General features: G+C 34.8%; 13 protein-coding genes. 10 read left to right on the top strand and 3 right to left on the bottom strand.

Annotated features, from left to right (window positions below; all coding sequences use genetic code 11):
• Positions 1–2 precede the first annotated feature (2 nt).
• A complete protein-coding gene (gene rocD, locus EOD40_RS08250) occupies positions 3–1,253 on the bottom strand; it encodes an ornithine--oxo-acid transaminase (RefSeq protein ID WP_128194493.1) in 1,251 nt (416 codons plus the stop codon).
• A gap of 216 nt (positions 1,254–1,469) precedes the next feature.
• Between rocD and EOD40_RS08255 the strand changes: the two genes are divergently transcribed.
• The 5 genes from EOD40_RS08255 to EOD40_RS08275 all read left to right on the top strand — a co-directional run bounded on the left by EOD40_RS08255 (position 1,470) and on the right by EOD40_RS08275 (position 5,466).
• Positions 1,470–2,486, top strand: a complete 1,017-nt coding sequence (locus tag EOD40_RS08255; protein ID WP_128194494.1) for a M28 family peptidase — start codon at positions 1,470–1,472, stop codon at positions 2,484–2,486.
• A 233-nt stretch (positions 2,487–2,719) separates the two neighbouring features.
• On the top strand, positions 2,720–3,367 hold the full coding sequence (locus EOD40_RS08260; protein WP_128194496.1) for an HAD family hydrolase: 648 nt from the start codon (positions 2,720–2,722) through the stop codon (positions 3,365–3,367).
• Between the two features lie 13 nt (positions 3,368–3,380).
• Positions 3,381–4,016 carry an HAD family hydrolase gene (locus tag EOD40_RS08265; RefSeq protein WP_128194498.1) on the top strand — a complete coding sequence of 212 codons (636 nt, stop codon included), beginning with the start codon at positions 3,381–3,383 and terminating at the stop codon, positions 4,014–4,016.
• A gap of 7 nt (positions 4,017–4,023) precedes the next feature.
• Positions 4,024–4,572: a DUF1697 domain-containing protein gene (locus tag EOD40_RS08270; protein ID WP_128194500.1), complete on the top strand. Its 549-nt coding sequence runs from the start codon at positions 4,024–4,026 to the stop codon at positions 4,570–4,572.
• Positions 4,573–4,767: 195 nt separating this feature from the next.
• On the top strand, positions 4,768–5,466 hold the full coding sequence (locus EOD40_RS08275; RefSeq protein WP_231129598.1) for a Crp/Fnr family transcriptional regulator: 699 nt from the start codon (positions 4,768–4,770) through the stop codon (positions 5,464–5,466).
• 3 nt (positions 5,467–5,469) lie between these two features.
• On the opposite strand, the gene EOD40_RS08280 is transcribed toward EOD40_RS08275, so the two are convergent.
• Together EOD40_RS08280 and EOD40_RS08285 are read right to left on the bottom strand one after the other, a co-directional pair.
• Positions 5,470–6,519 (bottom strand): AMP-binding protein, encoded by a 1,050-nt coding sequence (locus EOD40_RS08280; RefSeq protein WP_128194502.1) that lies wholly within the window; start codon positions 6,517–6,519, stop codon positions 5,470–5,472.
• 3 nt (positions 6,520–6,522) lie between these two features.
• Positions 6,523–7,446, bottom strand: a complete 924-nt coding sequence (locus EOD40_RS08285; protein WP_128194504.1) for a CPBP family intramembrane glutamic endopeptidase — start codon at positions 7,444–7,446, stop codon at positions 6,523–6,525.
• A 108-nt stretch (positions 7,447–7,554) separates the two neighbouring features.
• On the opposite strand from EOD40_RS08285, the gene arsC reads away from it, so the two are divergent.
• The 5 genes from arsC to EOD40_RS08315 all read left to right on the top strand — a co-directional run bounded on the left by arsC (position 7,555) and on the right by EOD40_RS08315 (position 14,433).
• Positions 7,555–7,905, top strand: coding sequence for an arsenate reductase (glutaredoxin) (arsC, locus tag EOD40_RS08290; protein ID WP_128194506.1), 351 nt, complete (start codon positions 7,555–7,557; stop codon positions 7,903–7,905).
• A gap of 82 nt (positions 7,906–7,987) precedes the next feature.
• Positions 7,988–10,483, top strand: a complete 2,496-nt coding sequence (locus EOD40_RS08295; RefSeq protein WP_128194508.1) for an outer membrane beta-barrel family protein — start codon at positions 7,988–7,990, stop codon at positions 10,481–10,483.
• A 583-nt stretch (positions 10,484–11,066) separates the two neighbouring features.
• Positions 11,067–12,452 carry a class II fumarate hydratase gene (gene fumC, locus EOD40_RS08305; protein WP_128194512.1) on the top strand — a complete coding sequence of 462 codons (1,386 nt, stop codon included), beginning with the start codon at positions 11,067–11,069 and terminating at the stop codon, positions 12,450–12,452.
• A 342-nt stretch (positions 12,453–12,794) separates the two neighbouring features.
• Positions 12,795–13,463 (top strand): FAD-binding oxidoreductase, encoded by a 669-nt coding sequence (locus EOD40_RS08310; RefSeq protein ID WP_128194514.1) that lies wholly within the window; start codon positions 12,795–12,797, stop codon positions 13,461–13,463.
• A 406-nt stretch (positions 13,464–13,869) separates the two neighbouring features.
• Entirely contained in the window at positions 13,870–14,433 is a 564-nt protein-coding gene (locus tag EOD40_RS08315) for a hypothetical protein (protein WP_128194516.1), read from the top strand.
• Positions 14,434–14,509 lie beyond the last annotated feature (76 nt).

The following is a 14,509-nucleotide window of genomic DNA, read 5'->3' on the forward strand; positions in this document are numbered from 1 at the left end:
TTTTATTTAAAATCGTTTAACGCTTTTTCGATAATAGAAAGACAATCCTGAATTTGATCTTCGGTGATAACCAATGGCGGAGCCAAACGAATTTTGTTTCCATGAGTAGGCTTGGCAAGCAAACCATAATCCCTGAATTTCAAACAAATTTCCCAGGCCAAATCAGATTCTTCATCGCAATCAATCACAATGGCATTCAATAATCCTTTTCCTCTTACCAAAGAAATTAAAGGATTTCTTGAAGCAATAGCATTCAATCCGTCTCTTAAAACTACTCCTAAACGTTCAGCGTTTTCGGCTAATTTTTCTTCTTTTACCACTTCAAGCGCAGCAATAGCAACAGCTGCTGCCACAGGATTTCCGCCAAAAGTAGAACCGTGTTGTCCTGGTTTAATCACATTCATAATGGCATTATTAGCCAAAACTGCCGAAACAGGATAAACACCTCCCGAGATTGCTTTCCCTAAAATCAAAATATCGGGTTGCACATTTTCATGGTTTACAGCCAATAATTTCCCGGTACGCGCAATTCCGGTTTGTACTTCATCAGCAATAAATAATACATTGTACTTTTCGCATAATGCTTTGGCTTTCGCCAAATAACCTTCGCTGGGAACATAAACTCCTGCTTCGCCCTGAATAGGTTCAACCAGGAATCCGGCAATATTTTTAGATGATTCCAATACTTTTTCTAAAGCATCCAGATTATCATACTCAATTTTTATAAAACCATCGGTAAAAGGACCAAAACTCTTACGAGCCGTTTCGTCATTAGAAAACGAAATAATGGTAGTCGTTCTTCCATGGAAATTGTTTTCGCAAACAATAATTTGCGCTTGATTTTCATGAATTTTCTTTACTTCATACGCCCATTTTCTACACAATTTCAAAGCCGTTTCCACTGCTTCGGCACCTGTATTCATTGGCAATACTTTGTCAAAACCAAAATATTTGGTGACATATTCTTCATAAACACCCAATTGGTCATTATAAAAAGCGCGGGAAGTCAGTGTTAATTTTTGCGCTTGTTGAATCATCGCACCTACAATATTAGGATGACAATGCCCCTGATTTACTGCTGAATAAGCCGACAAAAAATCATAATATTTCTTTCCGTCAACATCCCAAACAAATACTCCTTCGCCTCTATCAAGAACTACAGGTAACGGATGGTAATTATGTGCCCCATAATTGTTTTCTTTATTAATTAAGGCTTCTGATTTTGAAGAGAGAATTTGTTGTATTTGTTCCATGGTATTTATATTATATTCTAAGATTACAAAATTACGTATATTTTATTGCCTATCAAAACCTTAGTCAAAGAGTTCGAACACCAATAAAAGAAGACAATTGCGCTATTTTCAATCGATAAAAAGAAGTTTTTCTAAGATATAGCTAATTCTTATTTTATTAAATTAATTTTCAGATATTTGTAAATAAGCCCTTATTTAATTGTTAGCATTTATAAGATGAAAAAAATAATTTACTTTCTTGCCTTTAGCTGTATCGCATCTTGTCAAAGTACTAAAGAAACAGCCACTAAAAGCCTGTTTTCTCCAATAAAATATAGCAATACCATTACTGCCGATGAATTAAAAACACATCTGTACATTGTGGCCAGCGATTCTATGGAAGGAAGAGAAACAGGTTCTATTGGACAAAAAAAAGCAGGCAAATACCTCATTAGTCAATATCAAAAAGACAAAATCCCTTTTCCTAAAGGAACTCAAAATTATTACCAGCACATTCCTGCAGCATATCTTAATGCTAAAAATAATGATAACCTACCCGATTCTGAAAACATTTGGGCCTACATAGAAGGCTCTGAAAAACAAGACGAAGTGATTGTTATTTCTGCACATTATGATCATGTAGGTAAAAAAGACAATAGTATATTTTATGGCGCCGATGATGATGGTTCCGGAACTGTGGCTTTGCTCGAAATTGCTGAAGCTTTCCAATTAGCCAAAAAAGAAGGACACGGCCCAAAACGTTCTATTTTATTTCTACATGTTACCGGCGAAGAACACGGCCTGCATGGTTCACGCTACTATAGCGAAAACCCTTTATTTCCATTAAAAAACACCGTTGCCGATATTAATATCGACATGATAGGTCGGCGTGACGAAGCGCACGCTACTTCAAACAACTATGTTTATTTAATTGGAGCTGATAGACTTTCGACTGAATTGGATCAAATATGCACCTCAGTTAATGAAAAATATGTTCATTTGAATTTGGATTACAAATACAATGCGTTAAACGACCCTAATAATTTCTATCGCCGTTCAGACCATTATAATTTTGCCAAAAACGGCATTCCGTCAGTTTTTATTTTCAACGGCGTACACGCTGATTATCACAGAAAAACAGATACACCTGATAAAATAGAATACGATGCTTTGGCAAAAAGAGCCCAATTGGCATTTAACATTGCCTGGGAATTAGCCAATAGAGAAAACCGAATTGTGGTGGATAAAAAGTAAGACGTTATGTTTCCACACGAATTACACTAATTTACACGAAATACTTTTAGTTTTAATTTCACGAATCTGCCAAAGGCAGAAAAAATCTGTGTAATTACAATTTAGCTGCATTCAAATCTGTGCTAATTAGTGAAATCTGTGTAAAACTTTTTTTTATTTTAAACTTTGTGAACTTTGCGAAAAACTTGACGAACTTTGCGGTTAAAATTATTACGCAATATCAACATACAAAAATGAAATTTAAAGCAGTACTATTCGACTTGGACGGAACCCTGGTTAACTCACTTATAGACATCGCCGATTCGATTAACAAGGTGCTTCAAGAAAGCAACTTCCCTACTCATAGCTATGCCGTTATTAATGATTTTATAGGTAGCGGACTTCGAAATTTGGTTACCAAAGCACTTCCGGAAACCCATAAAAACGAAGCAACTATCGAAAGTACTTTTCAAGCCATGATGACAAACTACCGCGAGAATTGTACCAACAAAACCATAGCTTACGACGGAATTATAGAACTTTTAGATGAGTTAAAATCTAAAAATATCAAATTAGCTGTATTATCCAATAAAGCCGATGAGCTGACCAAGAAAATTGGACTTACATTATTCCCTGATTATTTTGAAATTGTAATGGGTTTAAAGAGCGAGGCAACAAAAAAACCAAATCCGGCAGCTGCCATTGAAATCAGCAAAGATTTAGGCTTTTCTGCTGAAGAATTCCTTTATGTTGGTGATTCTGGTATTGATATGCAAACGGCAAAAAATGCCAATATGCATGCAGTAGGTGTACTTTGGGGTTACAGACCAGAAGAAGAATTAGTTGCCGAAGGTGCTCAATCAATCATCAATCATCCACTGGAATTATTGGAACTTTTATAATTTGAAAGAAACTATGAAATACAAATGCATCATTTTTGATTGCGATGGCGTACTGGTAGATAGCGAAGCAATTTCTATTGGCACCTTAGTGAGCATGGCAAAATCACATGGAGCAATCATCGATGAAACCGAAGCACACCAATTGTTTTTAGGAAAATCACTTGAATTTTGTTTCGACTATATTGCTGATTTGGCTAACAAAAAATTGCCGGCTAATTTTGAAGAGGAATTTAGAGCACGCACTTTCGAAGCTTTTCAAAAAGATTTGAAACCTATAAAAGGAATTCATGAATTATTAGCCAAAATGAACGTTCCAATAGGCGTAGCTTCCAATGGTCCTGCCGATAAAATAAGACTCAATTTAACCACCACAAAATTGATTGATAAATTTGAGGGGAATATTTTTAGTGCTTACGACATTAACAGTTGGAAACCCAATCCCGAATTGTATCTTCATGCTGCAGATTCAATGGGATTTGAAGTCAAAGATTGCGTTATTATCGAAGACAGTCCTGCCGGTGTTCAGGCTGCTTTAGCTGGAGGTTTTGACGTTTTTGGTTTTACAAATTACGCTAATTTTGATGCTTTACAGCAAATGAATATTCCGCTATTTGATGATATGGCGCAACTTAATTTACTTTTACAATAACTCAATTATGACTACACATCTGGCTTTACTTCGCGGTATTAATGTTTCTGGGCACAACATGATGAAAATGGATGCCTTGCAAAAAATGCTCGAAAACATTGGATTCACCAACGTAACCACTTACATCCAAACTGGAAATGTATTCGTAACAACCGAAGAAGAAAATCCGGCCGCTGTAGGTTTCAAAATCAAACAGGAAATCTTCAAAACCTTTGGTCACGATGTTCCTGTAGTGGTAATCAATAAAGCCGATTTAGAATCCTGTTTAAATAACAATCTCTTTCTAAAAGAAAAAGAGGTTGATACTAAAAAACTCTATGTGGCTTTTGTATCGATGGAATTACACAAAGACCGAATTCACGACCTTAAAATGAGTGCTGTAAAACCTGATGAAGTTCATATTGACAAAAACAGAATTTACATTAAATATGCTGTTTCAGCCGGAAAAACCAGATTAGATCAAAAATATATCGAGAAAAAACTGAATCTCATTGCCACAATCCGAAACTGGAATACGGTAAATCAGTTGCTAAAAATGTATGAGGAATTCGAATAAAAACAACTACAATAGGAATCTGATAGATTTTTAATCTAAAAAATAAGATTCCTGTAAAAAGCAGCACTTCAATTTCTAAATCCATAAAAACATCTAAATCTAAGTAATTTTGATTTAAAAATACGTATTTATACTTATTTTTATCTTACATTTGTTCTATTCAAACTTGAGTTCAACTCATCAATTAAAGAACAAATGAGAGGAATTACTACCGACTGTACTAGCTGTATCAATGCTAATTGTTTTATAAAAAAACATTTGCATCTGGAAAAGATGCAGGATTTTGTTTTAGAAAAAACCAATTATACCTGCAAAAAAGGACAACAATTCATGATTGAAGGTGCTCCTATGCAAGGACTTTATTTTATATACAAAGGAAAAGTAAAGGTTCTAAAAACAGGTATTTACGGAAAAGAACAAATTGTGCGTCTTACAACTGACGGAGATACGTTGGGGTTCAGGGGTTTTGGAACCAGTAATCGTTATTTGATTGCCGCTTCAGCTATTGAAGATACTGTTTTGTGCAATTTTAGTAATGATGTTATGCACTCCATTCTAAAATCGATTCCTGAGTTTACCTATGACATGATGCTTTTTTATGCTGAAGAATTGAATAAAAGTGAAAACAGGGTCAAAAAAATCGCCCAAATGAATGTGCGCGAAAGAGTCATCGACATCTTGTTGTATTTGCTAAAAAAATTTGGTCACACTAATAACCTGTTAAACATCAATCTTTCAAGAAAAGAAATCGCCGATTTTGCCGGAACTACTGATGAACAGGTAACGCGTATTCTTTCAAGTTTAAAGAAAGAAGGTGTTATCAAAATAGTCAATAAAAAAATTGGTTTATTGCAAGTGGACAAACTGAATGCCGAAATTATAGAGCACAAATAAAAACTATTCTAAAGCCGTCAAAATGGCTTTTCGCTTGATTTTTCCGCTTTCGGTTGTGTCAAATTCCGGGACAAAAAATACTGCCTTGGGTTTTTCGTATTTATCCAGAACAGCAAAGATAGATTCGTCAAGCTCCTGTTTTTCTCCTTCAACAAGCAAAACTAATTTTTCTCCTAAATCAGCATCCGGAATACCACCTACAAAGAAACGAGCCGCAATTGCATCGGCTAATTTTTCTTCTATTTTTTCAGGAATCAGTTTGACACCACCACTATTCACCACATTGTCAATACGCCCCAAAAGCACAAACTGATTATCATTGATTATTTGAACCAAATCGTTGGTAAACAAACGTTCCTCGCTCACCTGTGGCGCATCAATAACCAAACAATCATTTTCATTCTGAGAAATGCTTACATTGGGCAAAATAGAAAAAGCCCGTTCCCCTATTTTCTTAGCGGCTATATGTGTAATCGTTTCGGTCATCCCGTAGGTTTCGTAAACTTTAGTGCTAACATTTAAGAGTTTATTTTCTAAAGAATTAGCCATCTTAGCACCGCCAATAATGAGCTTTTTAACCTTATGCAATTCGTTCAATGAATTCTGAACCTGTAAGGGAACCATGGCAACAAAATCATATTCTTTATCAATAGTTGCCAGAGGATGTGAATTTGGTGAAACAACATCAATTGCTAAACCTAAAATAAAGCTTCTTACCAGCATCATCTTTCCGGCAATAAATTGAACAGGCAAACAACACAAAGCACTGTCTCCGGGTTTTAATTCGAAAAAATCTCCGGTTGCTAAAGCCGAATTAACCAAAGCCTGTTTACTTTTTCGAATTATCTTAGGTACTCCCGTAGTTCCGGAAGTTTTCAAATCGATATACGGATTCTCATCAAACCAATCGAGTAAAAAATCCCCAATAGCCTTTTCCTGCTCATTTCCTTCTTTTATCAAATAATAAGCGGCTATTCGCAATCCATTACTATCAAAATGAACGCCATTGAATTTAAAAAAATTATGAATATTTTTATAAGTAACTTTTTTCATGAATTAGTGCTTTACATCGATTCTTCCTGTCAATTTCTCCTTCCAATGCGTCCATTGGTATTTTCTACTAAAAATAAATAAAAGCAGCGGGTAAACCAACACCACCGGCAAAATAATATCTATTCCGGCCTGAGGTTCTGACAAATCCTTAAGAATAGAATGCGTTTGAAAAGCCGACCAATCGGAAGTAACCAGTAAAGCTCCAATTAGATTGTTGGCCGTATGGAAACCTAAAGCTAATTCGAGACCTTCATCCATTAAAGTGATAATTCCCAGAAACAATCCCGTCCCTATATAATAGACAAAAACGATATTTCCTATTTTTTCCACTTCGGGATTAAAAAAGTGCATTCCTCCAAAAATAACCGAAGTCATCAATAAAGGAAACCATTTATTTTGAGCCAAATTAGCAAAACCCTGCATCAAATATCCTCTAAACACATATTCTTCGGTACTGGTTTGAATAGGAACCAGCGCCACGGCAATAACAAACAAAATGGCAAAAGGAACAGGTTTAAAATCTAAAACATATAAACTTGGATTTGAAAAATAAAACACCATAGTAGACGCAATCGAAAATACAGCCCAAAGCCCGAATGAAAATAAAATCCTGCTCCAATCGACTTTTTTTCTGGAAGTGGTTACCGAAAGAAATGTTTGCTGATGCAAATACCTGACCACAAAATAAATGCCTGCCAAAGCGAATACAAATGAAATTAAGAGCAGGAAAAAAGTCAGATTAGGTTCGAAAAAGCGCATAATTCCATCATTGGTTGACGGATAAGTGGCTCCTGTCAGAATTGTTTTTCCAATAACAGCTATTAACAAAGGAAGCTGTCCTACAAAAGAAGCAGTAATAATAAATACTGAGCCCAGTAAATATTTCCAAAATTTATTCTCCGGACGAATCCCCTGTTCTATAAACATCTATTTTATGAATTAAAGTAGTACTATTTAACTTTCAAAAGCTATTTTTGCCTCTTCGAAAATACTTATTTTATTTTAAACTCGTTTCTAACTTTAAAAATAGTACTCATGATTGAAGTATATCATAATCCGCGTTGTGGAAAATCAAGAAATTGTCTGGCTTTTTTAGAAAATTCAAACCAAGAATATAAAATCATTAAATATCTGGAAGACGTTCCTACCCAGGAAGAACTTACTTCTTTATTAAAAAAATTAGACCTCAAACCTATTGAATTAGTTCGTCAAAAAGAAAAAATTTGGATTGATAATTTTAAAAATCAGGAAATGAGCGACGAAGCTATAATTCAAGCCATGATAACACACCCTACTTTGATTGAAAGACCCATAATCATAAAAGAGAACAAGGCAATCATAGCCCGAGAAGCCGATAAAATAGAAGCTTTTTTCGAAGCACAATAGTCATTTTAACATTTATTTAATATATCACTGTTAAACCAAATTGTGTTTTTCGATTCCTAACACAAACATAAAATTTTAGAAAATGCGTCAACCATTAAAATTCATTTTAAGTCTCAGCTTACTTTTTACCTTTCTGAGCAGTTTTGCTAAAATAGGAGATCCTGTAATAGACCCTGCTAAAGAAAAAGTAAAAATATCAGGGACAGTAATTGAAAAAGTAAGCAAACAACCCCTTGAATATGCTACAATAACCATTACCGATACTAAAAATCCAAAGCCTATTGCCGGTGGAATTACTAATGCTAAAGGTAATTTTTCCATAGAAGTCGCTCCGGGAATCTATACCATAAAAATTGAATTTATTTCTTTCAAGTCAGTTCAATTTAATCAACGTGACATACAAAAAAACACCGATTTAGGAACTATTACCCTTGCCGAAGATGTAGCGCAACTAAACGAAGTGGTAGTTCGTGCCGAAAAATCGACTGTCGAAATTAAATTAGATAAAAAAGTGTACAATGTAGGTCAGGACATGATTGTAAAAGGAGGAACAGTAAGTGATGTACTGGAAAATGTTCCTTCGGTTACGGTAGATGTTGAAGGAAATGTAAGTTTGCGTGGAAACGAAAACGTGCGTATTTTTATCGATGGTCGTCCTTCAAACTCTTTGAATATGGCCGATGCTTTGCGTCAAATTCCAGCTGATGCGATTGATAAAGTGGAAGTAATTACCAATCCATCTGCACGTTATGATGCCGAAGGTGGAGCCGGAATTCTAAATATTATTTTGAAAAAAGGTAGAAATCAGGGCTTCAACGGAAGTTTTATTGCTTCAACTGGAATTCCAGAAACTTATGGATTAAGTACCAATTTGAATTACAAAACCGAAAAATTAAACTTTTTCACCTCTACAGGATACGATTACAGAACAAGCAAAGGTAAAGGTTTGACTAACTCAAAACTATTAGATAGTAATAAAGACATTATTGGCTACACTAATGAAGACAAGAATACTGAACGTCTAAGAAAAGGAATTTCTACCAAAACAGGAGTAGAATGGACTGTAGCTCCTAACACTTTTTGGACAAACTCTATCAGTTACCGTGATAATAGAGGTTCTAACAATGATTTGGTAAACTACAACTCATTTGATGCTAACAATAATTTCACTAATACCCGTTACCGTTTGAGCGAAGGGGATGATAATGGAAAAGACTTGGAATTTGCTTCTAATTTCTTAAAGAATTTCAACGACAAAGGTCATAAGTTAACTATGGATTTCTCTTATGCTACTAATAAAGACAACGAAAACGCTCTTATTACCGATGAAACTATAGGAAGTGGAAACCCAGCTACATACAACACTACTTTTAACAACCAAACACAAAATCAGTTACAGCTACAAACTGATTATGTATTACCTTTTGAAAATGGAAGCCAGTTTGAAGCCGGTTACAAAGGAAACTTTAACAATCTGGATAACAAATATAATGTTACTACTGATAATAGCGGAAATCCTATCGATGGTTATCTTTCTAATACCTTAGAATACAATGAGCGTATCAATGCATTGTACACTCAATATGGTTTTAAATTAAACAAATTCTCTTACCTATTTGGTTTACGTTGGGAAGACACTAAAATTAATGTGAACTTATTAGATACTAATGATTTCAATACTAAAAAATACAACAATTTCTTTCCTAGTGCCTTTATAAACTATGCAATATCAGATGAAAGCAGTCTTTCTTTAAGTTATAGCAAGCGTTTATCAAGACCTAGAGGACGTTTCTTAAACCCTGCAACTAACTATTCGAGTAACATCAACTTGTTTAGAGGTAATCCTGATTTAAATCCTTCTTTCACCGATAAATTTGATTTAGGATACCTGAAAAAATGGGAAAAAGTCACTTTCAGTACTTCAATGTTTTTTGAAAACACTAAAGATGTATTCTCATTTGTTCGTACAGAAACAGGAGAATATGTTGGAAACAATCCAGTAATTTTAAGTTCTCCAATCAATTTAGCTAAGGAGCAACAATTTGGTTTTGAATTTACCCTAAACTATACTCCACTAAAAAAATGGAAAATCAACAGTAGTTTTAACCTTGCTAACGTTAAAACAACGGGATCATATACTTATGAAAATTCTAAAAACATAGAAATTACTCAAAACTTAAACAACGAGACTTTCTCCTGGTTTTCAAGACTAAACTCCCGTTTAACACTTCCTGCCAAAATTGACTGGCAATTAACCGGAATGTATTTTGGACCACGAAATACAGCTCAGGGAAAAAGCTTAGGAAATTATGTGGTTAACACAGCTTTTAGCAAAGACATCCTAAAAGACAAAGCGACTATTGCATTTAACGTAAGTGATCTTTTCAATTCCAGAAGAATGAAATCGGAAACTAATTTACCAAGTGTTAGTTCATACAGTGAATTTCAGTTTAGAAGAAGACAATTCAATCTGTCATTCACTTACCGTCTGAACATGAAAAAAACAGACAAAGACAAAAACATGCCAAAAAACAATGGAGATGGCGGCGGTGAAGGCGGCGGAGATTTCCCTGGATAATATATAGAAAATTCCAATAAAAAAATTCCAAATTCCAAAATGTAAAAGTTGGAATTTGGAATTTTTTTATTGGAATTTAATTTTTTTAGAATAAAAAAAGGATTCGTTTTCACGAATCCTTTTTTATGAACAATCAAAAATTTATAGTGATTGTTGTTTTTTTGCTCTCTTTTCTTTGAATCTTTCCCAAGTTGCTCCTCCTACCCAGTAAGATACGAAACTAACAAGGAAAAACATTAACCAAAATCCCATTGTAAGGATGGTTAAGAAAAGTAAAAAGCCTAAATACTGTGAAAATTCAAACATGTTTTCCGGAATTTTGAATGTAGCCACAAATGTAATAGTTAATTTTTTTCTTAGCAATAAAAACAACACTCAATTTTCATAAAAATACATTTATGCGTACATTTAAGCTACTTTTTGTTTTTAGGAGCTTCTTCCTGCTGTCCACTCTATCTTTTATGTCTTAAAGAAAGACATAAAAGGATGCCGTTTCCACCTGCCTGTCGGCAGACAGGTCAGGGCTATAGCAATAGTTTTCATCAAGAACTTATTTTCTAAAATTATTTAATTAACAACAACTATGAAATACCGAATTGAAAAAGACACCATGGGCGAAGTGAAAGTCCCAGCCGATAAATACTGGGGCGCCCAAACCGAGCGTTCAAGAAACAATTTTAAAATAGGCCCATCAGCCTCGATGCCACAGGAAATCATTGCCGGTTTTGCCTATTTAAAAAAAGCGGCTGCTTATGCTAATTGTGATTTGGGCGTTTTATCCATCGAAAAAAGAGACTCCATTGCCGCAGTTTGTGATGAAATCCTCGCTGGAAAATTAGACGAACAATTTCCTTTGGTTATTTGGCAAACAGGTTCCGGAACGCAAAGCAACATGAACCTGAACGAAGTGATTGCTAATCGTGCCCAGGTACTAAAAGGATTTGAAATTGGTCAGGGAGAACCATTTATCAAGGCCAACGACGATGTCAATAAATCACAGTCGTCTAATGACACCTTCCCTACTGCCATGCACATTGCGGCTTACAAAGCTGTTATTGACATCACAATTCCTGGAGTTGAAAAATTGCGTGATACACTCAATGCTAAAGCAAATGAATTCAAAAAAGTGGTAAAAATTGGTCGAACCCATTTAATGGATGCCACTCCATTGACTTTAGGACAGGAACTTTCAGGCTATGTAGCGCAATTAAATCATGGATTAAAAGCACTGAAAAACACCTTAGCCCATTTATCCGAAATTGCTTTAGGCGGAACAGCAGTCGGAACAGGGTTAAACACACCCAAAGCTTATGATGTAAAAGTGGCTGAATACATCGCTCAATTTACAGGACTTCCATTTGTAACCGCCGAAAATAAATTTGAAGCCTTAGCTTCTCATGATGCTATTGTGGAATCGCATGGTGCATTAAAACAACTGGCTGTTTCTTTAAATAAAATTGCCAATGATATTCGAATGCTGGCTTCGGGACCACGCTCGGGAATTGGAGAAATCCTGATTCCTGAAAACGAACCCGGTTCATCCATCATGCCCGGAAAAGTAAATCCCACCCAATGCGAAGCCCTGACTATGGTTTGCGCTCAAATAATGGGGAATGATGTTGTCATCAGCGTTGGAGGCATGCAAGGTCATTACGAATTGAATGTTTTTAAGCCTTTGATGGCTGCCAACTTCCTGCAATCGGCTCGATTGCTTGGAGATGCTTGTGTTTCTTTTGACGAACATTGCGCTCAAGGCATTGAACCGAATTACAAACGTATCAAAGAATTAGTAGATAATTCGTTGATGTTGGTTACCGCATTAAACACTAAAATAGGATATTATAAAGCCGCCGAAATAGCGCAAACCGCCCATAAAAACGGCACAACTCTTAAAGAGGAAGCAGTTCGCTTAGGCTATGTAACTGCTGAGGATTTTGATGCCTGGGTAAAACCGGAAGATATGGTGTAAATTGCTTATTTTTTTTAACCGCAAAGTGCGCAAAGCTTTGTATACTTTGCGGTTTCTCAACACAAGCAATAGAAAAAACCTTGCGCACTTTGCGGTTAAAACTTTTTTGAATTATTATAATTTGTGGGCACAATCCCAATACATAACAAAATTACGCTAACGATTGTGGTAAATCAGAGTGTTCTGGATTCTCAAACCAACTAAAAAACAAATTATAAATCTAAAAAACAACCACTTAACCACTTGTAATTTCACAAAACTTAATCATTTTTTTCGTAAATTTAATACTCGTTTTTAAAGTTTTGGTATCCACTTGAGTTTAACCATCAAAAAACAATTACCATGGATAACTATGTTGTTAAAGTCTTGCAAGCTGTTTTTATCACCCATGATGTAAAACGTTTTGTTGTTGAAAAACCGGAAGGATATCATTTCATTCCCGGTCAGGCAACAGAAGTTTCCATCAATCTGCCGGAATGGAAAGATGAATTAAGACCTTTTACATTTACCTGTTTAGGAGAGGAGAACCATCTCGAATTCATAATTAAAATTTACAACGACCATAAAGGGGTTACTGCCATGTTAGGCCGTGTTAACAAAGGTGACGAATTGATTATTCGCGATGTTTGGGGTGCTATCCAATACAAAAAACCGGGAATATTTATTGCCGGAGGTGCAGGAATCACTCCTTTTATTGCTATTTTCAGGGATTTGTACCAAAAAAACCAACTAAAAGGAAACCGACTCATCTACTCCAATAAAACCTCGGAAGATGTCATCATTGCTGAGGAATTACAGGAAATGCTCAACGATGATTTCATAAATATCTTTACCCGGGAAAACGTCACCGGATTTGTGGGTAAAAGAATAGACCGTAAATACCTGATAGAAAATATTGCCGATTTCAGTCAACATTTTTACATCTGTGGGCCATCTGCTTTTGTAAAAAACATCAGCAATTTATTGATTGAATTGGGTGCAACTGCTGATGAAGTTGTTTTTGAAAAATAAAACCAGCGATCAACTAAAAAACAATGTAGTCTAAAAAACTATTCTTTTTTGCCTTAACAGCTTTTTAAAATTGATACGAGATGCTGTGCTTTTCGGCTGGTAACATCAAAAATTTGATGACGACAACTGGTTTCTGCTGCGGCAATAGCCACATCAGCATCGGTAACAGAATTAAATAAGTAGAAATAAAAAAAGCCATTAAACAAATCCACTTTTTCACAACAAAAAACATAACACACTAATTTAAAACGTCTTAATTCATAAATTTATAGACTAATAAAGCCCTACCCCCTCAATTAACATAATCAACAATCTCTTTTAGGTTAGACTCCTAATTTTGTTATTTGTATATCAATTATATTTTTCTGCAATAATTATCATAGAAAAACACTAAATATATTGAAACATGAAGAAATCTATATTTTACGTTTACATCATATTAATATATACAATACAATTTTTCTTAACGTCTTGTGATACGAATGATGATAACACAGAAATTCCTAAAAGTTATTTTAGTTTTACTTATAACGGTAAACAATACGATTTAGGTGAATTCAACAACGGAACAGGCGGAGTAGTTGGGCCAGAACATCCATGGATTGCATTAGACAATTTCATTTGGATCAATAGACCCGATATTTTTGGTGGTGTTATACTTTTTAAGGATACCAATTGCACTTTTTTTAGCCCTGTACACAATAATCTTGATCAATTATTCCAATGTCAACTTACTTTAAATGGAATTCCTATTGACCCTGTCTCCGTTTACTTTTATAAATCTGGAAATCAAACATACACAAGTAAAATATACTCAACATATAAAGTATTTGATTTTTTTACGGGTAAATGGTATGAACAAACCATTTTTGATATCAATGGTACTTTTGATCTTGAACTGATAAATTCAGAAAACAAAATTATCAGGATAACTAATGGAAAATATAACATAAAAAGAGGTGGAGGGTAATAATCGAAGTTGTAAATAAAAAACTCATTACGATTTTTATACTAGATAAAAAATACCTGTCGCACTCAGTATATAC

It is taken from the genome of Flavobacterium sufflavum (genome assembly GCF_004016525.1).
In the GTDB taxonomy this organism is placed as follows: domain Bacteria; phylum Bacteroidota; class Bacteroidia; order Flavobacteriales; family Flavobacteriaceae; genus Flavobacterium; species Flavobacterium sufflavum.